The organism is Kineosporia succinea (genome assembly GCF_030811555.1).
Classification (GTDB): Bacteria; Actinomycetota; Actinomycetes; order Actinomycetales; family Kineosporiaceae; genus Kineosporia; species Kineosporia succinea.
This window is the reverse complement of record NZ_JAUSQZ010000001.1, coordinates 722347-745681: the sequence shown is the minus strand read 5'-3', so window position 1 is coordinate 745681 and position 23335 is coordinate 722347. Positions and strand designations below refer to the sequence as shown.

At 71.2% G+C, this 23335-nt stretch carries 24 protein-coding genes; 10 read left to right on the top strand and 14 right to left on the bottom strand.

Annotated elements, in window-relative coordinates; genetic code table 11:
- Positions 1-257 precede the first annotated feature (257 nt).
- On the top strand, positions 258-1487 hold the full coding sequence (manD, locus tag J2S57_RS03275; protein ID WP_307238122.1) for a D-mannonate dehydratase ManD: 1230 nt from the start codon (positions 258-260) through the stop codon (positions 1485-1487).
- Here the strand turns inward: manD and phoU are convergent.
- Complete coding sequence (gene phoU / locus J2S57_RS03270) at positions 1443-2195, bottom strand: phosphate signaling complex protein PhoU (protein ID WP_307238120.1); 753 nt, start codon at positions 2193-2195, stop codon at positions 1443-1445. The genes manD and phoU overlap by 45 nt on opposite strands.
- A gap of 227 nt (positions 2196-2422) precedes the next feature.
- Here phoU and J2S57_RS03265 point away from each other — a divergent pair, with 227 nt between their 5' ends.
- From J2S57_RS03265 to J2S57_RS03250, 4 genes are all read left to right on the top strand, one after another.
- The gene (locus J2S57_RS03265) at positions 2423-3361 is read left to right on the top strand and encodes a hypothetical protein (RefSeq protein ID WP_307238118.1); all 939 of its coding nucleotides are present in this window, start codon (positions 2423-2425) and stop codon (positions 3359-3361) included.
- Positions 3362-3471: 110 nt separating this feature from the next.
- Positions 3472-4923 (top strand): cardiolipin synthase, encoded by a 1452-nt coding sequence (cls, locus tag J2S57_RS03260; RefSeq protein WP_307238116.1) that lies wholly within the window; start codon positions 3472-3474, stop codon positions 4921-4923.
- A gap of 258 nt (positions 4924-5181) precedes the next feature.
- On the top strand, positions 5182-6114 hold the full coding sequence (locus J2S57_RS03255) for an NADP-dependent oxidoreductase (protein ID WP_370882559.1): 933 nt from the start codon (positions 5182-5184) through the stop codon (positions 6112-6114).
- A 130-nt stretch (positions 6115-6244) separates the two neighbouring features.
- Positions 6245-7387 carry a GGDEF domain-containing protein gene (locus tag J2S57_RS03250; RefSeq protein WP_307238112.1) on the top strand — a complete coding sequence of 381 codons (1143 nt, stop codon included), beginning with the start codon at positions 6245-6247 and terminating at the stop codon, positions 7385-7387.
- On the opposite strand, the gene J2S57_RS03245 is transcribed toward J2S57_RS03250, so the two are convergent.
- The 6 genes from J2S57_RS03245 to J2S57_RS03220 all read right to left on the bottom strand — a co-directional run bounded on the left by J2S57_RS03245 (position 7337) and on the right by J2S57_RS03220 (position 11209).
- A complete protein-coding gene (locus J2S57_RS03245; protein WP_307238110.1) occupies positions 7337-7855 on the bottom strand; it encodes a hypothetical protein in 519 nt (172 codons plus the stop codon). The genes J2S57_RS03250 and J2S57_RS03245 overlap by 51 nt on opposite strands.
- Positions 7852-9009 (bottom strand): hypothetical protein, encoded by a 1158-nt coding sequence (locus J2S57_RS03240; protein ID WP_307238108.1) that lies wholly within the window; start codon positions 9007-9009, stop codon positions 7852-7854. The genes J2S57_RS03245 and J2S57_RS03240 overlap by 4 nt, the downstream gene beginning before the upstream one ends.
- Positions 9006-9401 (bottom strand): hypothetical protein, encoded by a 396-nt coding sequence (locus J2S57_RS03235; RefSeq protein ID WP_307238106.1) that lies wholly within the window; start codon positions 9399-9401, stop codon positions 9006-9008. The genes J2S57_RS03240 and J2S57_RS03235 overlap by 4 nt, the downstream gene beginning before the upstream one ends.
- A gap of 157 nt (positions 9402-9558) precedes the next feature.
- Positions 9559-9903, bottom strand: coding sequence for an MmcQ/YjbR family DNA-binding protein (locus tag J2S57_RS03230; protein ID WP_307238104.1), 345 nt, complete (start codon positions 9901-9903; stop codon positions 9559-9561).
- 257 nt (positions 9904-10160) lie between these two features.
- Entirely contained in the window at positions 10161-10373 is a 213-nt protein-coding gene (locus J2S57_RS03225; RefSeq protein WP_307238102.1) for a DUF397 domain-containing protein, read from the bottom strand.
- Positions 10370-11209 (bottom strand): helix-turn-helix domain-containing protein, encoded by an 840-nt coding sequence (locus tag J2S57_RS03220; RefSeq protein WP_307238100.1) that lies wholly within the window; start codon positions 11207-11209, stop codon positions 10370-10372. The genes J2S57_RS03225 and J2S57_RS03220 overlap by 4 nt, the downstream gene beginning before the upstream one ends.
- A gap of 372 nt (positions 11210-11581) precedes the next feature.
- Here J2S57_RS03220 and J2S57_RS03215 point away from each other — a divergent pair, with 372 nt between their 5' ends.
- On the top strand, positions 11582-11806 hold the full coding sequence (locus J2S57_RS03215) for a hypothetical protein (RefSeq protein ID WP_307238098.1): 225 nt from the start codon (positions 11582-11584) through the stop codon (positions 11804-11806).
- Positions 11803-12162 (top strand): hypothetical protein, encoded by a 360-nt coding sequence (locus tag J2S57_RS03210; protein WP_307238096.1) that lies wholly within the window; start codon positions 11803-11805, stop codon positions 12160-12162. Before J2S57_RS03215 ends, J2S57_RS03210 begins: the two co-directional genes overlap by 4 nt.
- Before the next feature lie 628 nt (positions 12163-12790).
- Here the strand turns inward: J2S57_RS03210 and J2S57_RS03205 are convergent.
- Positions 12791-12991 carry a hypothetical protein gene (locus tag J2S57_RS03205; RefSeq protein WP_307238094.1) on the bottom strand — a complete coding sequence of 67 codons (201 nt, stop codon included), beginning with the start codon at positions 12989-12991 and terminating at the stop codon, positions 12791-12793.
- A gap of 111 nt (positions 12992-13102) precedes the next feature.
- On the opposite strand from J2S57_RS03205, the gene J2S57_RS03200 reads away from it, so the two are divergent.
- Complete coding sequence (locus tag J2S57_RS03200; RefSeq protein ID WP_307238092.1) at positions 13103-13402, top strand: hypothetical protein; 300 nt, start codon at positions 13103-13105, stop codon at positions 13400-13402.
- 70 nt (positions 13403-13472) lie between these two features.
- Here the strand turns inward: J2S57_RS03200 and J2S57_RS03195 are convergent, their stop codons facing one another.
- Together J2S57_RS03195 and J2S57_RS03190 are read right to left on the bottom strand one after the other, a co-directional pair.
- Positions 13473-15113: a GMC family oxidoreductase gene (locus J2S57_RS03195; protein ID WP_307238090.1), complete on the bottom strand. Its 1641-nt coding sequence runs from the start codon at positions 15111-15113 to the stop codon at positions 13473-13475.
- Positions 15114-15132: 19 nt separating this feature from the next.
- Positions 15133-16527 (bottom strand): MFS transporter, encoded by a 1395-nt coding sequence (locus J2S57_RS03190; RefSeq protein ID WP_307238088.1) that lies wholly within the window; start codon positions 16525-16527, stop codon positions 15133-15135.
- A gap of 411 nt (positions 16528-16938) precedes the next feature.
- Between J2S57_RS03190 and J2S57_RS03185 the strand changes: the two genes are divergently transcribed.
- Both J2S57_RS03185 and J2S57_RS03180 read left to right on the top strand, forming a co-directional pair.
- Complete coding sequence (locus tag J2S57_RS03185; RefSeq protein WP_307238086.1) at positions 16939-18219, top strand: GlnX family signal transduction membrane protein; 1281 nt, start codon at positions 16939-16941, stop codon at positions 18217-18219.
- A 58-nt stretch (positions 18220-18277) separates the two neighbouring features.
- Entirely contained in the window at positions 18278-18859 is a 582-nt protein-coding gene (locus J2S57_RS03180) for a TIGR03086 family metal-binding protein (RefSeq protein ID WP_307238084.1), read from the top strand.
- Between the two features lie 24 nt (positions 18860-18883).
- On the opposite strand, the gene J2S57_RS03175 is transcribed toward J2S57_RS03180, so the two are convergent.
- The 4 genes from J2S57_RS03175 to ptsP form a co-directional block, all read right to left on the bottom strand.
- Positions 18884-19192 carry a DUF3349 domain-containing protein gene (locus J2S57_RS03175; protein WP_307238082.1) on the bottom strand — a complete coding sequence of 103 codons (309 nt, stop codon included), beginning with the start codon at positions 19190-19192 and terminating at the stop codon, positions 18884-18886.
- A gap of 18 nt (positions 19193-19210) precedes the next feature.
- Entirely contained in the window at positions 19211-19519 is a 309-nt protein-coding gene (locus tag J2S57_RS03170; RefSeq protein ID WP_307238080.1) for a hypothetical protein, read from the bottom strand.
- Positions 19520-19530: 11 nt separating this feature from the next.
- Positions 19531-20739: an inorganic phosphate transporter gene (locus J2S57_RS03165; protein ID WP_307238077.1), complete on the bottom strand. Its 1209-nt coding sequence runs from the start codon at positions 20737-20739 to the stop codon at positions 19531-19533.
- A gap of 121 nt (positions 20740-20860) precedes the next feature.
- Entirely contained in the window at positions 20861-23335 is a 2475-nt protein-coding gene (gene ptsP / locus J2S57_RS03160; RefSeq protein WP_307238075.1) for a phosphoenolpyruvate--protein phosphotransferase, read from the bottom strand.

Here is a 23335-nt window from a genome sequence, read left to right as displayed (position 1 = left end):
AATCGCGGTGCCCGGCTCACCGTCGGCCCGGGGGATCGCGAACGACCCGGGGGAGCCTGCACCGCTCGCGAATCCGGGCGGCGCAGGGGGCATGGTTCCAGAAACGCCTGGACGCACGACAAGGTCATCCGGTGATTTCTTCGTCGATCGTACGGGTGTTCCCGAAATGAAAGGGTGCCCCCTCCACGCCGGCGGATGACCCTTGACCGGGGTTCGCGATCTGCCTAGCGTCGCCGGGAGCCAACCCAGGAGGATCAGTGCAGATCGTCAAGGCCGACGTCGTCGTCACCAGTCCCGACCGTAACTTCGTCACCCTTCGTCTGGAGACCGACGACGGGCTGGTGGGGCTGGGCGACGGCACGCTGAACGGCCGGGAGCTGGCCGTGGTCGCCTACCTGCGCGAACACGTGGTGCCGCTGCTGATCGGGCGTGACGCCTCGAGAATCGAGGACACCTGGCAGTTCCTGTACCGCAGCGCCTACTGGCGGCGCGGTCCGGTGACGATGGCGGCGATCGCGGCGGTCGACGTGGCCCTGTGGGACATCAAGGCCAGGGCCGCGAACATGCCGCTCTACCAGCTGCTGGGCGGAGCGTCCCGCACGGGGCTGCTGGCCTACGGGCACGCCTCGGGCCAGGAGCTGCCGGAGCTGTTCGACAGTATCCGCGAGCACCAGGAGCAGGGCTATCGGGCGATCCGGGTGCAGACGGGGGTGCCGGGGCTGAAATCGATCTACGGCATCGCCTCCAACGCCACCTACGACGGCGGGCGCTACGACCACGAGCCCGCGCAGCGGGGTGATCTGCCGGCCGAGGAGGACTGGGACACCCGCTCCTACCTGCGTCATGTGCCGACCGTGTTCGAGGCGGTGCGCCACGAGTTCGGGCCCGAGCTGCCGCTTCTGCACGACTCGCACCACCGGCTGACCCCGATCCAGGCGGCGCGGCTGGGCAAGTCGCTGGAGCCGTACGACCTGTTCTGGCTGGAGGACGTGACGCCCGCCGAGAACCAGGAGGCCCTGCGTCTGGTGCGGCAGCACACCACCACGCCGCTGGCGATCGGCGAGATCTTCAACACCGTGTGGGACTACCAGCTGATCATCCGTGAGCAGCTGATCGACTACGTGCGCAGCGCGGTCACGCACACCGGGGGCGTCACCCACCTGAAAAAGGTTCTGGACCACGCCAGTCAGTACCAGATCAAGTCGGGGATGCACGGCCCGACCGACATCTCACCGGTGGGACTGGCCGCCCAGATGCACCTGGGCCTGGCGATCCACAACTTCGGAATCCAGGAGTACATGAAGCACGGCGAACGCACGAATGAGGTCTTCCGGCAGTCGTTCACGTTCAGCGACGGGCTGCTGCACCCGGGGGAGCGGCCTGGCCTCGGGGTCGACCTGGATCTGGCCGAGGCCGCGAAATACGAGTACCAGCGCGCCTATCTACCGTTCAACCGGCTGGCGGACGGCACGGTGCACGACTGGTGAGCTGATGGTGGACGTGGTGGTCGGCACCCGCACGTCGATCGCCTCCCGGGGACGCGGCTCGGGCAGGGCGCCGGTCTCGATGAAGTGCACCTGGTGGGCGATCGTGACGGTGTGGTCGCCGTAGCGTTCGTAGAAGCGGCCCACCAGGGTCAGGTCGACGGCCGGCTCCACCCCGTGCGGCCAGTCCGGGGCGATCAGCGTGGCCAGCAGTTTTCGGTGCAGGCTGTCCATCTGGTCGTCGAGCGCCGCCACCTGCCGGACCAGCCGCAGGTCACGGGCCTCGAGCAGGTCACGGGTCATGGTGGCGAGCCGCCCGCCGACCTGGCCCATCGACAGCACCAGCACGTGCGAGGCGCCCGGGGCCGCGCAGCGGGGGTAGCGGCGCCGGGCCAGCTCGGCGACGTGCCGTGACAGCCCGCCCATCCGGGCCAGGTCGGCGCCCACCCGCAGCGCCGCGAGCAGGGTGCGCAGGTCTCGCGCCACGGGCGACCAGCGGGCGATGACGCGCAGCAGGCGGTTCTCGAGGCCCTGGTGCAGCATGTCGAGGTGCCGGTCGCGGTCGATGACCTGCTCGGCCAGCGACACGTCACGTTCGACGAGGGCCGTGGTGGCGTCTCGCATCGTGCTGTCGGCCAGGTCGCACATCTGCAGGAGGATGTCGTCGACCCGGAGAAGGTCTGTCTCGTAGGTACTTCGGATACCGGGCATGATCAGCGACTCCCCGTGCTGCCTGGCCGGACCGTCTCGCCGGGCCGGTGCCGTCACCCGAGCGGATGAACCAGGTCCGTGCATTCTGTCAGAACTCGCGACACCGGCACGCGGGCACGAGATGAACGGCCCCGGAATGGCAAGTGCGTTGTGGCCTGCATGATCACGGCACCGTGTCGGGTGGGTTTCGGCTTGCCGAGCGTGTTTCGGAACGTGACGGTGAGTGCATGACCTCCATCGTGAGCCGCGGCCTGCTGGCCGGAGCGGCCGGCACCGCCGTGCTGAACGCCATCACTCATGCCGACATGGCCGTGCGCGGCCGGGACGCCAGTGCCCTCCCGGCCCGTGCCGTCGAACGACTTTCGGATTCGCTCGACCTGCCGGTGCCGGGGTCACGCCATGAGCGCTCCAACCGGGTGAGTGCGCTCGGCGCCCTCGCCGGCACGGCCGGCGGCCTCGCCGTCGGGGTGGCCGCGTCCGTCGCGCGCTCGGCCGGGGTGCGCCTGCCGGCTCCGGTCGAGGCGGTGGCGATCGGGGCGGGAGCCCTCGTCGCCACCGAGGGGCCGACAGCGCTGCTCGGCCTGACCACGCCCCGGTCGTGGACGGCCCGCGACTGGATCGCCGACGCGGTGCCCCACCTGGGCTACGGCATCGCGGTCGCGGCGGTTCTGCGGGCCACCCGCACCATGGAGGACGACGTGGAGCCCGCCGGGGTGGCTCTCGTTCTCCGGTCGGTCGCCCTGGGGGTCGCGAGTGGCTGCCGCAGTTCGTTGGGACTGGCGGCGCCCACGCTGCGGGGCGCCGGGTCGCGGGCGTCGAAGGTGATCGCCCTGGCCACCACGGCCGGTGAGCTGGTGGGGGACAAGCTGCCCGGCGCCCCGGACCGGACCCGGGGTCCGGTCGCCGCGTCGCGCATCGGTGCGGCGGTGACCGGAGCGGTCACCCTGGCCCACCGGCGTAACCGCAACGTCGTCCTGCCGGTGATCGGCGCGTCCGTCGGTGCCGTTGCCGGTACCTGGGGTGGGCACGCATGGCGGGAGTGGGCCGGGGCCCGGATGCCGGACTGGCAGGCGGCCCTCCTGGAGGACGCGTTCGCCCTCACGGTGGGCCTGTGGGCCGTGGGGAGCACCGAGTCGCCCGAGGGATTCGAGCCCACTGCGTTCTGAGAGAGGAGGTCACGCCATACTTTCATCGTGATCATGCGCTATTCGCCCTGGCGATCCAGATTCCGCGGACTCCGGTCCCCATGATCGACCTGCCCCTAGGCTTCGCCCCCATGGGCTGGGAACAGGTGCTGACGACCACCTACCTGGTCGGTGAGTACGTCATCAAGTTCTTCGCGGTCGGCACGGTGCCGGAGAACCGGCGGCCCGCCTCGTCGTCCGCGTGGCTCCTGCTCATCCTGTTCCTGCCGGTCGTCGGGCTGCCGCTGTACTGGCTGATCGGCAGTCCGTACGTGCACGGGCGGCGCTACCGCATCCAGGCGCAGGCCAACCACATCCTGGCCGGGCGCTCGGCCCACCTGCCGCTGGTCCCCGAGGGGGTGAGTCCCTCGCCCGCGCTGACCGGCCTGCTGCACCAGAACCGGCAGCTCACCGGCATGCCCTGCGTGGACGGCCGGGTGCGGGGACTGCACGACGACGCGGCCGAGACGTACGCCGCGATGGCGGCCGCCGTGGACCGCGCCGAGCGCTACGTGAACGTCGAGTTCTACATCATGGCCTGGGACGACACGACCGACGTGTTCTTCTCGGCGCTGCAGAAGGCGGTGGCCCGCGGCGTCACCGTGCGGCTGCTGATGGACCACCTGGGCTCCCGGAAGTACCCGGACTGGAAGGGGTTCCGCCGGCGTCTGACCGAGGCCGGGATCGACTGGCACCTGATGATGCCGATCAATCCGCTCGAGGGCCGCTGGCGCCGTCCCGATCTGCGCAACCACCGCAAACTGCTGATGGTGGACGGTGAGGTCGCCTTCGTCGGGTCGCACAACCTGATCGACCCGCACTACGGCAGTGCGAACAACGCCCGGATCGGCCGCAAGTGGCACGACCTCTCGCTGGAGGTCAGCGGTGAGGTGGTCGCGGCCGTCGAGGCGGTGTTCGCGACCGACTGGTTCATCGAGACCGGCGAACTGGTGCAGGCCCGGCGCCCGGTGCAGGACCCGGTCGACCCGGGCGAGAACGCGCTGCAGATCGTGCCGTCCGGGCCGGGGTTCCCGACCGAGCCGAACCTGCGGCTGTTCGTGTCGCTCATCCACATGGCGCACGAGAAGATCGCGATCACCAGCCCGTACTTCGTGCCCGACGAATCGCTGCTGGCCGCCATCACCACCGCCTCCTACCGCGGGGTGCGGGTGGAGCTGTTCGTGGGGGAGCAGGCCGACCAGTTCCTCGTCGGGCACGCCCAGCGCTCCTACTACCGGACGCTGCTCGAGGCCGGGGTGCACATCTACCTCTACCCGGCCCCCGCGGTACTGCACGCCAAGTACCTGACGGTCGACGACGAGGTCGCGGTGATCGGCTCGTCGAACATGGACTTCCGCTCGTTCACCCTGACCTACGAGGTGATGCTGCTCGGCTTCGGCGGCGACCTGGTGTCGAAGCTGCAGGCGAACGACGAGCAGTACCGCGCCGTCTCGCGGGAGCTGACGCTCGAGGAGTGGCTCCAGGAACCCTGGCGGCGCCGCTACGTGGACAACGTCTGCCGGCTGACGGCCGCCCTGATGTGAGGCGCGGCCGGCGCGCTGGTTCCGCACCGCCCCCGTGACAACCCTCAGCAGGCCGGGTGCGTGCCCCGGGTGGGCGGGGACCGGCCACACGCCGTTCCCGGATCCCCGGAACGGGCGCTGCTCCCATGACAACCTTCCACCGGCCGGGGGCGTGCCCGGGTGGGCGGGGTCTGTCGCACCCACCGGAATATCCCCCGGGCCGAAAGGGTTGCGGCGTGGTTGCGCAGCGCCGACGCGAACGAGGAGCGACACGTGGCCATTCCGCAGACCTACCGGGCTGTCCGGTTCCATGAGTACGGCGACGCCGGCGTCCTGAACGTCGAGGAGCTGCCCCTGACCGCCCCCGGGCCGGGCGAGGTGCTCGTCGAGGTCCGGGCCGCGGGCATCAACCCGGGCGAGATCGCCATCCGCAGCGGGGCGACGAAAGACCTCTTCCCCGCCACCTTCCCGTCCGGCCAGGGCAGCGACCTGGCCGGTGTGGTGCTCGCGGTCGGCGACGGGGTGGAAGACCCCCAGGTCGGCGAGGAGGTGCTCGGCTGGTCGGGGGCCCGCTCCAGCCAGGCCTCGCACGTGGTCGTGCCCGCGGGGCAGCTGATCCCGAAACCGGCCGCGCTGGGCTGGGAAGAGGCCGGGGCGCTGTACGTCGCGGGGGTCACCGCCTACGCCGCCGTGCGCGCGGTCACGCCCATCGCCGGTGACACCGTCGCCGTCTCGGCCGCTGCCGGGGGAGTCGGCAGCCTGGTCGTGCAGATGCTGCGCGCCCGGGGTGTGCGGGTGCTCGGCATCGCCTCGCAGGCCAACCGCGAGTGGCTGGAAGGGCTGGGCGTGGTCCTCGTCGAGTACGGCGACGGACTGGCCGGGCGGCTGCGCGAGGCCGCGGGCGCCGACGGCATCGACGCGTTCATCGACCTGTTCGGCCCCGAGTACGTGGAACTGGCCGTGGAGCTGGGCATCCCGCGGCACCGCATCGAGACGGTGATCTCGTTCGAGGCGGCGGCCCGGCTCGGGGTGAAGGCCGAGGGCTCGGCCGGGGCCACCAGCCAGGAGGTGCTCGCCGACGTCGCCGACCGGGTGGCCACGCGCGACCTGAACCTGCTCGTCGCCGCGACCTACCCGCTCGAGAAGGTGGCCGACGCCTTCCGCGACCTCGAACGGCGGCACACCCGCGGAAAGATCGTCCTGATTCCCTAGATTGACCGGGGTCCGGAGCGCGAAGACTGTCCGTTCCGGCCGTTTGGGTTGGGCCAAATGGGTGGTTTACGTCAGGACGCTCGGTGACTGCGCCAATACTTAGGCGTTATCACCCAGTCCTGGAAGGGTCATGCTCCTCAACCAGCCGATGACGGTCGTGCCGGACTCCGTGCGCCGGGCCGCGCTCGTCGTGGCGGCCGAGCTGGCCGTCACCCTCGCCGCCTGGGCCGCGCTGCGCACCCTCGACCTGCACCAGAGCCCGCTCCCGGCGCTGCTGCTCGCCTGGGGCGCCTGCTTCGTGCTCTACACCGCGCCGGTGCAGGACCGTCTGGCCCGCCCCGGGCGCTCGCACGCCCCGAGCCTGGTGCTGACCTCGGCCGCGGTCTGGATCGCGATGACCACCACCGAGCTGCCGAGCATCTACCCGGTCGTGATCGGGGCCCTGGCGATGGAGGTGGCGCAGCGCGACGCGTCCACCCGCACCGCCCTGACCGGCCTGGCCGCGATGTTCCTGGGCACGGCGGCCTCCCAGGTCGCCGTGCACCACGGCTGGGTCTCGAGCGTCATCGGCCCGGTGCCCAGCGACCATCTGGCCGTGGTGCTGGTGACGGTCGGCGGGGTCGTGCTGGTGCGCGGCGTGGCCCTGGCCCGGCGCTCCGCCTCGACCCGCGCGGCGCTGGTGCAGGAACAGCGGCGGCGGCACGAGGAGCTGCAGCACGCCGCCGCCCACGACTCGCTCACCGGTCTGCTCAGCCGCCGCGGCCTGGAACCGGTGGCCCGCGCGGCGAGCGCCCAGGCCCGGCCCGGGCGCGGCGTCGCCCTGATGTTCCTCGACCTCGACGGTTTCAAGGCCGTCAACGACTCGCACGGGCACGGCGTCGGTGACGAGCTGCTGGCCTGTGCCGCAGCCCGTTTCGCCGGGGCGCTGGGCCCGGACGCGGTGCTGGCCCGGATGGGCGGCGACGAGTTCGTGGCCGTGCTGCGCGAGATGCCCTCACCCGCGGCCGCGGTCGCGCGGGCGCGGGCCGTGCAGGATTCGCTGGGCGAGGAGTTCCGCCTGGACGAGCCCGGGATCCCGGTGCGGATCGGGGTGAGCGTGGGCCTGGCCTGGGCCGAGCAGCCCACCGCGGTGGACACCCTGATGCGCGACGCCGACCGGGCCATGTACCGGGACAAGCGCTGTCGCGAGGGCGATCGCCGCCGGGTGATCGTGCTCGACGACTCAGACCGGGGCGTGTTCCAGACGGTTGAGGATCTCGCCCAGCAGCCGTAGCCGGGACTCGTCGTGCCAGCGGGTGCGCTCGGACTCCACCCGCACGTCGTGCAGCAGCTGACGGGCGTGCATGATGCGGCGGGCCCGGTGGGTCGCCTGGTCGTCGGCCAGGTGCAGCAGCTGCTCGTCGAGGTCCAGCAGAGCCGGCCCGGCCACGACGGCGGGCTCGCCCGGACGGGGGGCCGGGACGCCCGGGCAGGCCGGCGTGGCGTCGTTGCGGGCGTCGACGAGCAGGTTACGCACCTGCCTGAGCAGTGACGGCCGGTCGGCCCGCTCCTCCTCGAGACTGCGGCGCAGCAGGTGCTCGGCCAGCTCCAGGCGGGGGTCGAACCTCACCTCCACCCCGGGGTCGGGGGCCCGGCCCCGCCCGGCCCCCCGCGGCCGGCGCACCGGGGCGGAGTCCGGCGCGCCGGGGGAGGGCGCCGGGGTGGCGACCAGACCGGACGGCTTGTTCTGATGGGTGGTCATGCTGGTTCCTTCGAGTTGGTGTCGCCGGTGCGACTGACCCCCGCGGCCGCGAGCAGGGGCTCGAGCGGACCGTCGGGATGGTGCAGGTAATGACGCAGGGCCTGCGCCATCGCCGGGTTGCCGGGAGTCATGGCGGTCACGAAGACGTCTTTCTCGGCCATGCTCAGACCCCCGTCGTACACGTTCAGCCGGGCGGCCAGCCCGGCCAGCCGCAACCGGATGCCGGTCAGGTCGAGACCGCTGTTCTGGCCCGCCCACCAGTCCACGACCCGCTGCGCCATCAGGTGCCCGGTCGCCCGGGTGGGGAACGCGACATCCCCCTCGTCAGTGTGACGTCTGCGCACCAGGCCCGGATGGTCTTTACGGAGATCGTGCAGGTGCTGCCCGTGATGCAGGGACGGGCCGGTGAACGTGGTCTCGAACAGCACCAGGGCGGCCCAGTCCATCAGGCCCTCGGTGAAGACACCGATGTCGTGGTTCTCGCGCGGACGCGTGGGCACGTGGGCGAAGAACTCGTGCACGAGGATCTGCGGCAGCGACAGGTAGGCCTCGGGACCGAAATACCCGGCCACCGCACGCAGTTTCACCAGCGTCTCGTCGGGGGCCAGCACCACCGTGCAGCCCTCGGCCGTGTACGGATCGGCGTCGGGACTCACCCGCAGCGGATGGTCGCGCAGCGGCGCCAGCTGCCAGCTCACCGCGGGCCAGGCGCTGTCGGGCAGCTCACCGAGCGCGTGCTCGTAGAACGCGTGCACCTGGTCGGCCACCCGTTGCAGCAGCACCCCGATCGGGTCGCCGGGCGCCTCGGGCGAGATGCCGGACAGGTCGGCCTGCAGCCCGCGGTAGAACTGCGCGCTCGCGACGTCGAGCGCGGCGGCCCGCACGATCAGGTCGATCTGGTGGCTCAGGGCGTCGCGCAGCCGGGTGAGCAGATCGGCCGGGGCGCCCGACCGGTGCCGGGGCGGCCGGGCGGCGTACTGCAGGGTGGCGAGCAGCGCCCGGCACTCGGCGTCCTGACCGCGCACCTCGAGCAGCTCACCGAGCCGGTCGTGCCAGCGGTCGAGCACGACACCGCGCGCCCGGATGCTCTCGACGAGCCGGTCCGGATCGGGCGCGTCCACCCGGCGCACCGTGCGCCGGGACGGGGGCGTCACGTGCGGCGCGAGTGCCGGCCGTCGCGGCGCGGGCCGATCGCGTCGTCGGCCTTGCCGGTCAGCCGCGGCCAGATCTGGCTGATCCAGAGCTCCCAGGCGAACTTGACCGCCAGGCCCTTGCCGATCTCGATGATGATCTCGGTGGCGTCGGGCGCATTGCCCTGACCGCTGGCGCTGACCCGGATCGTGCGCTCGAGATCGACCACGCGCGGCTCGAGCTCGGTCAGGTCGAGCATCTGCTGCGGCTCGGGCCCCGCCTGCCGCGGCACCGGTGGCCGCTGCCGCGTGCGCAGCGACTCCTCGAGCACCTCGTCGACCACCGCCTGGATCTCGTCGACCCCGGCGCTTCCCCGTGCGAACACCCAGCGTCGGGCATCGTCGTTCTCGGTCATGGCTCACAACCCCCGTATGCAGCCGCCCTCTGTGTTGAGTCTAGAGGGACGGGCCGCATCCGGGTGACGCCGCGCCGGAAACTCGTTCTGTGCGAACGTGGTTCGACGCGGTGGTGACGTAAGGGCAAACCGGCACGAACAAGTCGTGACCGGGCCATTACGCCGAGGTGTTCTCCAGCCAGTCGGCCACGAGCTTCTTCGGGGCCTTCTGCCGCCAGGCCGCGATCAGAAGAGTGTTGACCAGGCCGGGATCGGCGCCCTCCAGCGTCACCTTCACGCCGTCGAGTTTCTGCCCCCACCAGAGCTCTTCACAGGTCTCGGCGGATTCGGATACGGCATCGTGCACGTCGTCCTCGGGGACGAACACGTGCAGCTGATCGCGTTCTGGTGTCATCGTGGCGAAGATGCTGCCCCGCACACGGAATGACGTCATGGTGAAGTGGGGCTGCTCGCGCGTCTCGGGTAAACCGAGAGCCAGCGTGCGGACCTCTGTCTCATCCATGGTCGTTCCCTCCCGACCGACGGATCCAGATGGGCTCCGGATTGCTCGGACAGACTACTCCTCCGCCGGTACTGACGGGTGAGTAGGGGGATAACCCTGTCGTCGTGTGCTCGGGACGGGAGGAGGACGCGAAGTGCCCGGCCGGATCCCCGGCCGGGCACCGCGTGCTGGTCAGCTCCTCGACCCCGAGCTGAACCGTGCTGTTTCGGCGTTCTGCCACCGGTCGCGCTGGGACTCCAGGCGATTCCGCTGCGTGATCAGTGAACCAGGTGGTCCAGTTCGCCGGACTTGGCGCTGCTGACCCAGGCGGAGAATCCCGCCGGCGCCAGGCGCAGGGTCGGGCCCCGGCCGTGCTGTTTCGTGTCGCGGACCTCGACAGCGGCCTGGTGCTGCCGCATTTCGACGCATGAGCCGGTCGCGCTGGATCGGCGGGCCTTGATCCACTGCGTCGGGTCGGGGGTGGTGCTCATGTCACGAACTCCTTCACTGGGACGGACTTGCCGTACAGTTCGCCGAAAATCTTCCTGTACTCGGCCAGTTCGCGCGCTGTCTCCATGTAGCGCGAGTCCAAGTGGCTCTCCGTGTAGACCACGGCGGGATCCGCCGGGTCGGGAAAGTCCAGCATGGTGAAAACACCGCCCGCGATCCATGGGTGAGGCCCCTCGGAGAACGGGCGGATTCGAATGTCGATCTGACTGCTCAGATCTCGGAGGTGATCGATCTGATCCCGCATCACGTCGTCCGAGCCGACGACGTACTTCAATGCGGCCTCCCCGAGGACAATTCTGATGTCACACGCGGGATCACTGGACATTAGCACGCGCTGACGTTCTAAACGGAAATCAAGACGCTTTCGTCGAACCTGGTCACTAAGACCGCTCACGGTTCCGAGAATCGCATAGGCATAAGCCGGCGTCTGAAGAAGTCCGTGAACCACGTCGCCGTCCCAGGCGGCCATTTGAGTACAGGCCGCCTCCAGATCGGCGAGAAGTCCGAGATCTCCCGAAACGACATCCCGATAACTGTCCACAATGCCCGGTTTCAGGGCACTTCGGCTGAGGTGGATGAGCTCCTCGGCCTGCATGTCTGGAATGTCGTAAATACGAGACAATTCCCGGATGTCCCCGGGCTTCGCGAGTGTGCGACCGGATTCGATGCGATAAATCTTGGTGTGATGCACCAAGAGTGCAGTTGCGGCGTCTTCCTGGGTCTTACCCGCCCGCTCCCGCATCTGTTTCAGCCTCTGGCCCACTCGTCGCTGGGCCAGAGAGGGTGGTCGTTCGTGCTTCCCTGCTTCCGTGGCCATAACCGCATCCCCTCGGTGTCAGCCTGCTTTTAAACCCATCCCCGTGGCCCCTGTGCGGCATTGCCTGCATGGCAAACCCTGCATTCAGTTGCCTGTGAGATGCAGGGTTGCACAGAACATGCCCCGTTCGCCACCTTGGGTGACATGTCCGATACGCGCAGTCGCAATGTGGCAGTACCTCGGCGCCGCCGCGTCCCGCGTCGGGTCGAGCCCACCATCAGTCTTCATCGTGATGACGGTGGGTTTTGTGAGGCGTGCGGGGCCATTTGGCCGTGTTCCGGGATCATTTCGACGCTCCGGACCGGCCGGGTCGAGCTCCCGCTCGTCAATGGACGGGGTTACAACACCGGGGTCGCCGTCACCGCGGCGGTCATGGACGACCTCGTCATTCTCTGGGCGGGCGACCGGACGCTGGCGGTGCTGCACCGGGGCCCGTTCGCGGACTGGTTGTGGCGTCCGTCAGGCCGTCGTCTGATCCAGGACGACATCGTGCTCTACGACCACGACGGTCGACTGGGGCTCACCATCGACGAGGAGGCGGCGTACTTCGTGGACGACCAGGCGGTCGAAACGCTCCGGTCGGTGATCATGCGATGAGTGTGATCCCGAGACAGGAAGGAACCTCGGCGGCGGAGCTGAGAGCTCAGCTGCGCACCGAACTCGCCGAGCTGGACCGGACTCTCGTGGGTCCGGGCGGCCAGGTGAGGTCGGAGGGCGACGAGACCCGGGCGGTGGCCCGGCGCCGGATGCGGCACACGGTGGAGGCCCTCACGTTCGTGCTCGACGCGCATCCGGTCGACGCGGCGGGGCGGTGCCACACCTGTGGCCGGCTGCGCCGGTGCCCGGCCTCGGAGCTGCTGCGGGCCTGGGTCTCCGGGTGGCTGAACACCGGCGGCCTGGCCGACCGGCGGGAGGGCGACCCGGAACTCGTCTCCAGTCGCCGGCTCACCTAGGAACCAGAACGAAGGACGCCGTCGAGCCCGGTGTCCGGCAGCGAACGGTACGGAGCGGGGCGGGTTCACAGAGGGTGGGGCGGCGGTCCGATGGTGCCGCCGCCTGGGTCTCCCTCTTCGCAAGGCCCGGGAAGACGCGCAGAGGTCCCCGTGGCCCTGCAGAAACTTCCCGATCGGTTCACGGGGTCCCGATCGGGGAGTTTCTGGAAGGTCACGTGGCGAGTCATGAGACGGAGGTGGTTGTTCGACAGCACGTGCCCGAATCACAGGTGGTCACGGGCCGCGATGCCTGGTCGCACGCGGACCACATCCCCCCGCACGCATCCCTCCGCCGGGTGCGCGGCCCGTGACCCGCCTTCCTGATGAAGGCCGGTCCTCGACGAACGGCCGGCCCATCGACGTACAGGGAAAGAGAGAGGTCATGATCGTGGACAAGGCTCCCGGCGATCTACGGGCGCTGCGGGGTGAGCCGGTCGCCGGGGGCTCTGTGCATGATCACGGCCTGAACGAATGTCCCTGAGCCGGGTGGGGATGGGCGAGGCGCGCGTCCATCCCCACCCACACAACCCCCGCGAGTCGCGCCGTTCGTCGTGTGAGGTGCCCCGACGCGTCCATCATGAAAAGCGCCTCAGTCGTGCGGGTGGGCATGCACACAGCAGTAGTGCGAATCCAGCGGGAGGCAGTGGCTGTACGGCCACAGCACCATCCAGTCGGTCTTGCGCGGCCGCGGTTCGGGCAGGTCACGTAATTCCCGCACCGACGTGGCCGCGCGCTGGTGCGGCATCCGCGTGAACTCGAGCCGGTCGCCGGCCTGCGTGCTCTCTGACATTGCGCCGTTTCCCCCTGCGGCTTGCGGTGGAACTCCTGTGAGTATGGAGTGACGCTGTGTAATGTACGGGTCGATGCGTCACCAGTGAGCGCAAGACACGGGGGAAAGTCAATGGCAGAAGTGACGAGTGTGTTCGGCAGTGAGACGGCCGGCCCGGAGAACGACCCGATCACGCTCACGCGGTCGGGCGAGGTCACCGAGTTGTCGCTGCGCCTGACGCCCGACCTGCACGGCCGGCTCTCGGCCATGTTCGCGGAGTACGGCATCTCCTCGATCGAGGAGGGGGTGCTGAAGTCGCTCGGGCTGTGGCGCTACCTCGACCGCACGCTGCGCGAGGGCCGCCAGGTGGTGGTGCTCGACCCGGTGCACCCCCAGGGGCCCTTCGATGTGCTCGACCTGCGTAACTGGTGATGGGGCCTGTCCTGAGGACCATCACCTACTGCGGGCCGATCGTCTCCGGTGCTGATCCCCAGGACAGGCCCTAAAAGCCTGCTTTGACGAAATCGGCGACCCGCTCGCCGATCATCACCGCGGTCGCGGCCGGCCCTCTCGAGGGGGTGCCCGGCAGCATCGACGTGTCCGCGACCCGGACGCCGCTCACCCCGTGCACGCGTCCGTACTGGTCGACCACCGCGTCGGGGGTGGACGCGGGCCCCATCGCGCAACTGCCGCAGGCGTGGATCGCGGTGCCGAGGTGCGCGAGCATCCAGGCGTCCAGCTTCGTGTCGTCGTTCAGCACCGTGTCGTCCAGCTCGCTCAGACGGCGGAAGAGCTTCTCGAAGGCCCGGGTTCGCAGCAGGGCCACCGCGGTGCGCACCACCTCGCGCATGCGCTGCCGGTCTTCGGGGGAGCTCAGGTAGTGGTAGTCGATCGTCGGCGGTACGTGCGGATCGGCCGAGACGGTGGTGATCGTGCCCCGCGACGCGGCTTGCTGCACCGCCACCGAGAGCGCCAGGTCGTTGCGCGTGAGAGCCTGCTGCACCAGCCTTTTCCAGGAGACGCCGCGCAGGTCGCGGATCACGGCCACGGGACGGCGCAGCAGGGGGGCCAGGCCCCGCGGGCCGGTGCTCAGGCCGAGCGCCTCGGCGAGCGGGCGCAGCTGGGGCAGGATCTCCAGGTCGCCGTCGTGCGGTGAGCCCTCGGCGGTGAAATTGAGGACGCTGTGGAACATCTCGCGCTGTCCGCGGGCGGTCAGGCGGCGCCTGGGGGTCCAGGTCACCGAGAGATCCGGATGGTCGGCGAAGTTCTTGCCGACACCGGGGGAGTCGTGAACCAGATCGATCCCGGCGTCTTCCAGTTCCGCGGCCGGGCCGACACCGGAAAGGGCCAGCAGGTGCGGGGTCTTGATCGCCCCGGCGCTGAGCACGACCAGCGGGGTGTCGATCACCTCGATCCGGCCGCCTGTCTCGACCTCGACGCCGACGGCCCGGGTTCCGTCGAAGAGGACCCGCCGCACCAGGGTGTCGCCGCGCACGGTGAGGTTGGGCCGCCGCCGGTGCGGGTTCACGTAGGCGATGCCGGTGTTGATGCGCACCCCGTCGAGCGCGTTGACCGGCAGCGGGCCGTACCCCGGGGTGCCCTCGGCGTTCTTGTCGGGTTCGGGGACGAAACCGAGCTCGGCGCAGGCCTGTGCGAACGCCTGCGTGACCGGATGGTTCTGCGGCGCTCTCGACACCGGCACCGGGCCGTCGTGCCCGTGCCCGGGCGAATCCGGGTAGTCGTGGTCGGTCTCGAGCCGGAGGTAGTAGGGCAGGCACTTCTCGTAGGTCCACTCGGTGTGGCCGGCGGCGGCCCAGGCGTCGAAGTCGGCCCGCCGGGCCCGCACGAAATAGGTGCCGTTGACGGCAGTGGAGCCGCCGAGGATCTTGCCGCGGGCCACCAGGTAGCTGAGGTCGGGCGTGAGCCGCGCGAGGAAGGCCCAGTTGTTCGGGTGTCCGGGCATGGCCGCGGACAGCCCACCGGCGTCGAGAATCTCGGGTGGGAACGCGGCGGTGCTGGGGGCGTCGGGACCGGCCTCGAGCAGGAGCACGCGACGCGACGGGTCTTCGCTGAGGCGTGCCGCCAGCGGTGCTCCGGCCGCTCCGGCACCCACCACCACGACGTCGAACCCGCGTCCTTCCACCGAGCCAGGCTAACCCGGCTCACGGGGTGGACTCCTTGGGGTTCGGCAGCAGCGCGGTCGCCTGCTCGCGGGACACGGCGCCCACGGTGTGCGCGGTGTCGCTGAGCCGGGCGGCCAGGCCCTGCCCCAGGCCCAGGCCCTGCCCCAGCCCCTGCCGCAGGCCGGTGAGCCGGGAGCGCAGGCGGGCGGCCACGCTGAGGGCCGAGGGTGTCTCCACCGCGACCACCACCGAGAGCACCGCCGCCGCCAGCACCAGCACGCTGACCGCGCTGAGCGCCGTCCGCAGCCCGGCCTCGCCCGCGACCAGGCCGATCAGGGGCGGCCCGGCCAGCGGGCCGACGTAGCCCACGGTCGCGGCCAGGCCCACGCCCCGGGCGCCGTTGATCATCCCGGCCCGGCCGATGGCCAGCGGGAACACGTTGGCCAGACCCAGTCCCACCATCAGGAAACCGCTCAGCGCGATCGGCAGGGTGGCGCCGAACGAGGCGGTCAGGGTGCCCGCCGCCGCCAGCAGCGTGCCGCCGATCAGCACCCGGGTGTCGCCCAGGCGCGCGACCAGCCGGTGCCCGGCGACCCGGCCGGTGGCCATGGCCAGACTGAACAGGGCGTAGCCGGCGGCGGCCAGACCCGGGTTGGCGTGCAGGTTCTCGCGCAGGTGCAGAGCTCCCCAGTCGCCCAGGGCGCCCTCGGCGAACGCGGTGCAGGCGGCGATCCCGCCGAGCGCCACGATGACGGCGGTGTGCGAGGAGAACCCGCCGGGCATGGTGGGACCGGCGTCGGACGGGAGCAGGTTCACCGTGATGCGCGGCGGCCCGGCCGGGCCGGCGTGCACGGCGTGCCGGGCGCGGCGGTGGAACGCGTGCCGTTCCTGGGCCGGGCCGACGACCTTGTCCATGACCCGGGTGAGCCAGACGCAGGCCAGCAGCGAGGCCCCGGCAATGCTTGAAAGATGAAGTGTGGAGGGGGTGAACCCGGCGAGCAGCCCGCCGACGGTCGCGCCGAGCAGGCCGCCGACGCTGAAGACGGCGTGCAGGGAGGACATCATCGGCCGTTTCGCCCGCGCCTCCACCTCCACGCCGAGGCTGTTGGCGGCGACGTTGGCGGCTCCGCTGGCGATGCCGAAAACCAGCAGCGCGAGGCTGAGTTCGGCGAGGTTACCGGCCAGTGCGGGAAGGGGTAGGGTGGCCGCGAACAGCGGCACCGCGACCTGCCCCACCCGTCCGGAGCCGAAACGTGCACAGAGACAACCGGTTACCTGCATGCTGGCGAGGGCCCCGAGCGAGATGCAGAACAGGGCGGCGCCGAGCGAGGCGGGGGTGAGCTGGAGCTGGCGCGCGATGTCGGGGACGCGCGCGGCCCAGCTCCCGAACGTGATGCCGTTGAGGGTGAAGAAGATCGAGGCAGCGAAAAACACAGGAGTGTCCCTCTGATGTCGGTCGGCAGGCCTGAGGTCGGTGCGACGTGATGCGCCGGCCATCCGGCGGAGACTTCCCGAACATCGGGTGCGCGGGGAGAAAGACCGCCTGACAGGCGTGGATTGGCTCCGTGGCCAGACGTTCTCAGCGTGCGGGCAGACCGGCGGGCGGGTCAACCGGAGGGGAATCCCTCGCCGGAAACGGGCTGACCTGCGCTTTCGTAGGCTACGCGAGCGTAGGGGAATCGTTGTCGTGCGGGGGCGGTGTTACGTCGGGGGTCGAAGTTCCCACGGATGGCCGAACGCTGCCCGCTTTACCCAGCCTTGGCGACGCGTCCGCCGCGTCGTCATCCGCTGTTTCCCTGCCCTGGATTGGCTGGTCGTGACGACCAAGAGGCGAGGACGGCGGAAATGCACCAGCAGCAGGGCGGTGGGCTCATCGGCTCGGTCCGGCGGGGCCGGGTCCGGCGCTCGACACCGAATCTCCTTCTAGTAGCGGGGATTCTGGTGCTGGGGACGGCTCTGCTCGCCGGGGTGTGCGGCTGGCAAGGGCTGGCGCGCCGGGCCGGGGCGCTCGAGCAGGCCCGGGCCGAGGCCGGGCAGCAGGTCCGGATCCAGACCGCGCGCACCACCCTGGTGATCGCCGACACCGACGCCGGCAACGACGTCCTCACCGGGGCCGACCCGGAGCTCTTCAGCAACCGCCTCTTCGCCTACGACGCCCAGCCCGCGCTGCTGGGCCTGGTGACCGCGGCGCGCACCGACGCCGACGCGGCCCGGCTGGCCACCGCCAACAACCGGCTGAGCGGGTACGTGATGCAGGTGGCCACCGCGCGCACCCTGGCCCGGCAGGGGCGGACCGCGGAGGCCACCGCGGCGCTGACCGAGGCCTCGACGACGCTGCACGACCGGGTGCTGCCGTTGCTGGCCGAGGTGCAGAAGGCCGGTCAGGACCGGCTGGCCGACGACGAGTCGGCCGCCGACACCGCACCGGTCGTCGCCGTGCTGGTCGGGATCCTGGCCGTGCTCGTCATCATCGGCGTGCACCTGTGGCTCACGCGCCGCACCCACCGGTTGCTGAATCTCGGCCTGCTGAGCGGGATCGTGGTGCTGATCGGGGTGACGATCGCGGGCACGGTGGTGGTCTCGAGCAGCCGGGAGCAGGTGCAGGAGGCCGAGGACCACGCGCTGCGGGTGGCCGACGCCGTGGTCGAGGCCCGGTTCTCGGCGTTCGACGCGCGCTCGTCCGAGGCCCTGGGCGTGCTGAACCGCACCACGGTGGACGACGAGAAGGAGTGGCGCAGCTCGATCGACAACGCCACCGCGATGCTGGAGTACGCGGCGGCCGGTCAGTCGCGGGAGGTGCGCGCGGACGTCGCGGACGTGACGGGCAAGCTGCGCTACTACACCGGCGTGCACGAGCGGATGGTCGACCAGGCCGAGGCCGGCAACTGGACGCGGGCCCGCGCGATGACGGCGAACCCGGCGCCCGGTGGGGTGGTCGGGTCGTTCGAGACGTTCGACGCCTACAGCGGTGCCCTGCTGGCCCGGCAGGTGCAGGCCGCCGACGACGCCTGGGGGACGGCGGGCGAGGACCTGCGGCTCGTCGGCTGGATCACGCTCGCGGTGGGGGTGCTGGCCGCCGCGCTCGGCTGGGCCGGGATCGCGGCCCGTCGTCGTGAGTACCGATGAATTGAGGGCGTGGTGGTCGTCCTAGCGGTGAACGTTTCCGTTCCCGGGGAGGATCGTCATGATCGACTTCACACCCGCCACCACCGAGGCCGCCCGGCTGCTGCCGGGGGTGCGTGACCTGGAAGGCCCGACACCGTGCGGGAAGTGGCCGGTCGAGCAGGTGCTCGACCACCTGCTCGGGCTGTCGTACGCCTTCACCCTCGGCGCGGCCAAGCAGTCGCTGCCGGTCGGAGGCCCCCCGCCCGAGCCCACCGGTGCGCTGCCCGAGGGCTGGCGCGACGAGCTGCCGCGCCGGCTCGGCACGCTGGCCGCCGCCTGGGCCGACCCGTCGGCCTGGCAGGGCGTGACCACGGTCGGGGGCGTCGCGATGCCGGGGGAGGTGTGCGCCCTGGTGGCGCTCGACGAGGTGGTCGTGCACAGCTGGGACCTGGCCGTCGCCACCGGGCAGGAGCTCACGGTGCATCCGGACGTGGCCGGTGCGCTGCTCACGTTCTGGTCGGCGCAGGAAGGGGCCGACGGCGATCTGCCGCTGCGCAGTGCCATTTTCGGTGAGGTGGTCGAGGTCCCGGCCGGGGCGCCGGTGTTCGAGCGGGTGCTCGGGCTGACCGGGCGGGACCCGCGCTGGGCGGTGCGTGGCTGATCCCGGGATCAGCCACGCATGCTCTCAGCTCTCGATGTCGGCCAGCGGCCAGCCACCCGCCGCGAGCCGGGCCGAGACCCGGGAGATGTCCTCCGGCGAGGCGGTGTCGAGCGTGGCGTCGCCGATCAGCTGCTCGACGTCGGCCGAGGTGATCTCGGCGCCGAGCTCGGCCTGCATGGCCAGGTCGGCGGAGATCTGATGCACCTCGGCCTCGGTCAGCTTGCGGCGCAGCAGGCCGAGCAGCACCACGTAGTCCTGCTGGGGCACACCGGCGGGATATCCAGCGCGCAGCCAGTCCACCACCCGGTTGACGATGGAGATCTCGTCACTCATGTCAGATCCTCACTCGGCCTATTTGTCAGCGAGCACGGGGTAGATGTGGTCGAAGCTGACCTCTTTGCCGAAGCCGCCGGCCACGATCACCATGATGCCGAGCGCGACGACCAGCAGCACGAGAGCGAAGATCACGAAGGCCAGGGCCCGGCCGGCCGGGTGCGGGGCGGGGGAGACACCGGCGGCGTGTTCCTCGGCCTCGCCGCCGGTGCCGAACGCCATCGCGCGGATGCCGAGGGCGAAGAGGGCGGGCAGGCCGGCACCGAGAATCACGGAGACCACGAAGATCTTCCAGATGGCCTGCCACTCGAGGGAAAGCGTGTGCATGTCAGGCCCTTCTAGGCTGCGGTGGGCTGCTGGGCGGGGGTGTCCCACTCGTCGTTGACGTTGCCCGGGTGGATCGGCGTCTTCTTCGAGTGCAGGTACATGGACGCGGCCGCCGCCGCCAGGAACGCGGTGATGACGATCGCCCCGAGCAGCCCGCCGCCCAGGAGGTCGGCGACGTACCAGGTGATCGCCCCGACCAGACCGGCCGCGGGCAGCGTGATCAGCCAGGCCGCGACCATCCGGCCGGCCACCCGCCAGCGCACGGTCGCGCCCGGCTTGCCCACGCCGGAGCCGAGGATCGAGCCGGTCGCGACGTGCGTGGTGGACAGGGCCAGGCCCAGGTGGCTGGAGATCAGGATGACGGCGCCGGACGCGCCCTCGGCCGCCATGCCCTGCGGGGAGGCGATCTCGACCAGGCCCTTGCCGAGGGTGCGGATGATGCGCCACCCACCCAGGTAGGTGCCACTGGCGATGGCGATCGCACAGGCGGCCTTGACCCAGAACGGGATGTTCTCCGGGTCGGTCCAGTGGCCCGACGCGATCAGGCCGAGGGTGATGACCCCCATCGTCTTCTGCGCGTCGTTGGTGCCGTGGGCCAGCGAGACCAGCGAGGCGGAACCGATCTGGCCCCAGCGGAAACCGTTCTCGGTGAAGCGCTGAGCCACCCCGGCGGTGATCCGGTAGACCAGCCAGGTGCCGACGGCGGCCACGACCCCGGCGATGATCGGTGACATCAGTGCGGGCAGGATCACCTTGCCCACCACGCCGTCGATCTTGGAGCCGTCACCGTTCCAGTTCACGCCGCTGGTGCCCAGACCGGCCAGGGCCGCGCCGATCAGGCCGCCGAACAGGGCGTGCGAGGAGCTGGAGGGCAGGCCGAGCAGCCAGGTCAGCAGGTTCCAGGTGATCCCGCCGATGAGGCCCGCCAGCACGATGAGCAGCAGGTCGGACCCGCCGCCGTCGAGCAGTTCGGGTTTGGGGGTGCCGTCGGAGTTCTGGATCTTGATGACGGCGTTGGTCACCGTCAGGGCCACCTCGACGGACAGGAAGGCGCCGACCAGGTTGAGGGCGCCGGACAGCGCGACGGCGACCTTGGGGGTCAGGGCGCCGGTCGCGATGGACGTGGCCATGGCGTTGGCCGTGTCGTGGAAGCCGTTGGTGAAATCGAAGGCCAGAGCTACCACGACGACCAGGATGAGAATGACCGTTGCTGTCGTCACGGCCACAGGGTTCACCCCGAATGTTGTTCGGTTCCAGGGGTGCGAGAAAGGCGTACGACAGAGTTCGCCGGTTGTTAACCCAAGATTACGGGGCCGGCGGGGAGGGGTGACTATGTGGTGATCAACCGGGGGGCGGGAGCAGGTCGCGCACCTGGTCCGCGGAGGCCTGGAGCAGTGCTCGAGCGGCCAGGTCACGGGCCTCGCCGAGGTCGGTGCGGCGGATCGTGTGCTTGATGTCCGGCACCGAGCGCGGGTTCACGCTCAGCTCCGTCACCCCCAGGCCGGCCAGCAGGGCCACGGACCGCACGTCGGCGGCGAACTCCCCGCACACCGCCACCTCGGCCTGGCCGGCGGCGCCGTTGCCGGTGGCCCGCACGAGCTGCAGCACGGCCGGGTCGAACGGATCGCCCAGTGCCGCGACCGCGTCGTTGCCGCGCTCGGCGGCCAGCGTGTACTGGGTGAGGTCGTTGGTGCCGATGCTGAAGAAGTCGACGTGCGGGGCGAAGGCGGCCGCCTTCAGGGCGGCGGCGGGCACCTCGACCATGATCCCCACCCGCAGGCCGGCCGGGACCGTGCCCTCGCAGGCCTCGTGCAGAAGGGTTCTCGCGGTGCGGAGCTCGTCGAGCGTGGTCACCATCGGGAACATCACGCTGACCGGCGTCTGCCGGGCGGTGCGCACGATCGCCCGCAGCTGGGTGGTCAGCAGGTCACGGCGGCGCAGCCCGAGCCGCAGCCCCCGCACCCCGAGGAACGGGTTCGCCTCGGCCGGCATCGGCAGGTAGCCCAGCGGTTTGTCACCGCCGACGTCGAGGGTGCGCAGGGTGATGCGCTCGCCGCCGAAGGCGTCGGCCAGGTCGAGGTAGGCCGCCTCCTGCTCGTCGAGGTCGGGCGCGGTGTCGCGGCCCAGGAACAGGAACTCGGTGCGGACCAGCCCGATCAGATCGGCGCCGCGGGCGCGGGCGGCGGTGGCCTCGGCCGGGGTGGACGCGTTGGCGGCGACCAGGATGCGGACGCCGTCGCGGGTGACGGCGGGGCTGTGGGTGTGCCGCAGAGCGGTTTCGGTGGCCTGCCGGCGTTCGCGGTCGCGGCTCCGGAAGGCCTGCTGCACGGCGGTCCCGGGGTCGATCACGAGTTCGCCGGTGGATCCGTCGAGCGCCACGACGGTGCCCTCGGGCAGGTCGAGCACGGCGGCGCCGGCGGCGACCACGGCCGGGACGCCCCGGGCCCGGGTCAGGATGGCGGCGTGCCCGGTCGGGCTGCCGAACGCCGTCACGACGCCGTGGGTGGTGCCGCTGTCGAGTTCCGCGGCCTGGGCCGGGGTGAGGTCGGCGACCACGAGAATCGTTCCGGCGCCACCGGCCCGGGGGGTCCGGCCGGTGGCCGCCGGTTCGGCGGGCAGGAGCTCGGCGAGCACCTGCTCACCGACGGCGCGGACGTCGGTGGCCCGGGCGGCCAGGTAGGGGTCGGTGAGGCCCTCGAACTGCCGGGCGGTCTCCCGGGCGGCGGTGGCCCAGGCGAGCGCGGCCGACGCGCCGTCGTCGACCCGGGCCGACGCCTCGTCCAGCAGGGCCGGGTCGCCGAGCAGGGTGAGGTGCGCGTCGAAGATCTCGGCCTCGGTGGCCGCCACGCGGCTCTTCAGGGCGGTGATGCGCGCCCGCACGGTCTCGAGAGCGGCGGTCAGGGCCCGCTTCTCGAGTTCGGGGGTCTGCGTGAGGACGTCGTGGAGCCCGGGTGCCTCGAGGCCGGGGGAGGCGGTGGGTCGCCGCACGGAACCGATCGCGATGCCGGGGGAGGCGGGCATCGGGCCGCCGGGAACCACGGGTGGGGCGACGTCTTCGGTGGTCTCGTCGAAGGTGCGGGCGGCCAGGGCGCCGATGGCGGCGAGAGCGTCGCCGGCCTGCGGGCCGCTCGCCCGGGCCTGCATCTCGTGGCCGTTGAGCAGGCCCAGCGTGGCGACCCGGGACAGGCTGGTGGCCGGGACCCAGGCGGAACCGGTGGTGGCGTTGCGGATCTCGACGACGGCGTCCAGGTCGCGCAGCAGCGTCACGAGTCTCGCGGCGGGCCGGGCGTGCAGGCCGTGGGCCGGAGTGACGGTGAAGCTGGCCGGTGGGTTCGCAGCGGCAGGCGAGACCGACGCGTCGTCCGGCGGTCGCCCGTGATCGCCCAGCTGACTCTGCTTGCCCGCGAGGCCGTTTCGCGCCTCGGCGGCGACCTCGGCCCGGGTGGCGCCGGAGGCGGCCGTGACCACCGCCGCCACCAGCCCCTCGACGAGCGGGGCCGAGCAGAGCAGCACCCGGTCGGGGACCTCGACGAACTCGAGCGCGAGCTCGGCCGAGAGCACGGCACTGCCCAGGTCCATCAGCACGAGAACGCCGGCCTCGCCGTCGACCGACGCGATCGCCTCGGAGATCGCGACCGCGTCGGTGCCCAGCGTCTCCTCGTCGAGCCCGGCCGCGATCGCGACCGTGACCCCGGGCGCCATCTCACCGGCCAGGGCCACCACGGCCCGGGCCAGCGGACGGCTGTGCGAGACCACGACGATGCCGACCCGGTCGGCCTCGCCCACCTGTTCAGCCGTGCCGACCGGTTGCGTCAT

Excerpts from the sequence above, each read along its gene's own strand:
- phoU (WP_307238120.1), bottom strand. The coding sequence starts at position 2,195 with ATGCCCGGTATCCGAAGTACCTACGAGACAGACCTTCTCCGGGTCGAC.
- J2S57_RS03265 (WP_307238118.1), top strand. The coding sequence starts at position 2,423 with ATGACCTCCATCGTGAGCCGCGGCCTGCTGGCCGGAGCGGCCGGCACC.
- cls (WP_307238116.1), top strand. The coding sequence starts at position 3,472 with ATGGGCTGGGAACAGGTGCTGACGACCACCTACCTGGTCGGTGAGTAC.
- J2S57_RS03250 (WP_307238112.1), top strand. The coding sequence starts at position 6,245 with ATGCTCCTCAACCAGCCGATGACGGTCGTGCCGGACTCCGTGCGCCGG.
- J2S57_RS03245 (WP_307238110.1), bottom strand. The coding sequence starts at position 7,855 with ATGACCACCCATCAGAACAAGCCGTCCGGTCTGGTCGCCACCCCGGCG.
- J2S57_RS03235 (WP_307238106.1), bottom strand. The coding sequence starts at position 9,401 with ATGACCGAGAACGACGATGCCCGACGCTGGGTGTTCGCACGGGGAAGC.
- J2S57_RS03230 (WP_307238104.1), bottom strand. The coding sequence starts at position 9,903 with ATGGATGAGACAGAGGTCCGCACGCTGGCTCTCGGTTTACCCGAGACG.
- J2S57_RS03225 (WP_307238102.1), bottom strand. The coding sequence starts at position 10,373 with ATGAGCACCACCCCCGACCCGACGCAGTGGATCAAGGCCCGCCGATCC.
- J2S57_RS03220 (WP_307238100.1), bottom strand. The coding sequence starts at position 11,209 with ATGGCCACGGAAGCAGGGAAGCACGAACGACCACCCTCTCTGGCCCAG.
- J2S57_RS03215 (WP_307238098.1), top strand. The coding sequence starts at position 11,582 with ATGGACGACCTCGTCATTCTCTGGGCGGGCGACCGGACGCTGGCGGTG.
- J2S57_RS03210 (WP_307238096.1), top strand. The coding sequence starts at position 11,803 with ATGAGTGTGATCCCGAGACAGGAAGGAACCTCGGCGGCGGAGCTGAGA.
- J2S57_RS03205 (WP_307238094.1), bottom strand. The coding sequence starts at position 12,991 with ATGTCAGAGAGCACGCAGGCCGGCGACCGGCTCGAGTTCACGCGGATG.
- J2S57_RS03200 (WP_307238092.1), top strand. The coding sequence starts at position 13,103 with ATGGCAGAAGTGACGAGTGTGTTCGGCAGTGAGACGGCCGGCCCGGAG.
- J2S57_RS03185 (WP_307238086.1), top strand. The coding sequence starts at position 16,939 with ATGCACCAGCAGCAGGGCGGTGGGCTCATCGGCTCGGTCCGGCGGGGC.
- J2S57_RS03180 (WP_307238084.1), top strand. The coding sequence starts at position 18,278 with ATGATCGACTTCACACCCGCCACCACCGAGGCCGCCCGGCTGCTGCCG.
- J2S57_RS03175 (WP_307238082.1), bottom strand. The coding sequence starts at position 19,192 with ATGAGTGACGAGATCTCCATCGTCAACCGGGTGGTGGACTGGCTGCGC.
- J2S57_RS03170 (WP_307238080.1), bottom strand. The coding sequence starts at position 19,519 with ATGCACACGCTTTCCCTCGAGTGGCAGGCCATCTGGAAGATCTTCGTG.
- ptsP (WP_307238075.1), bottom strand. The coding sequence starts at position 23,335 with ATGACGCAACCGGTCGGCACGGCTGAACAGGTGGGCGAGGCCGACCGG.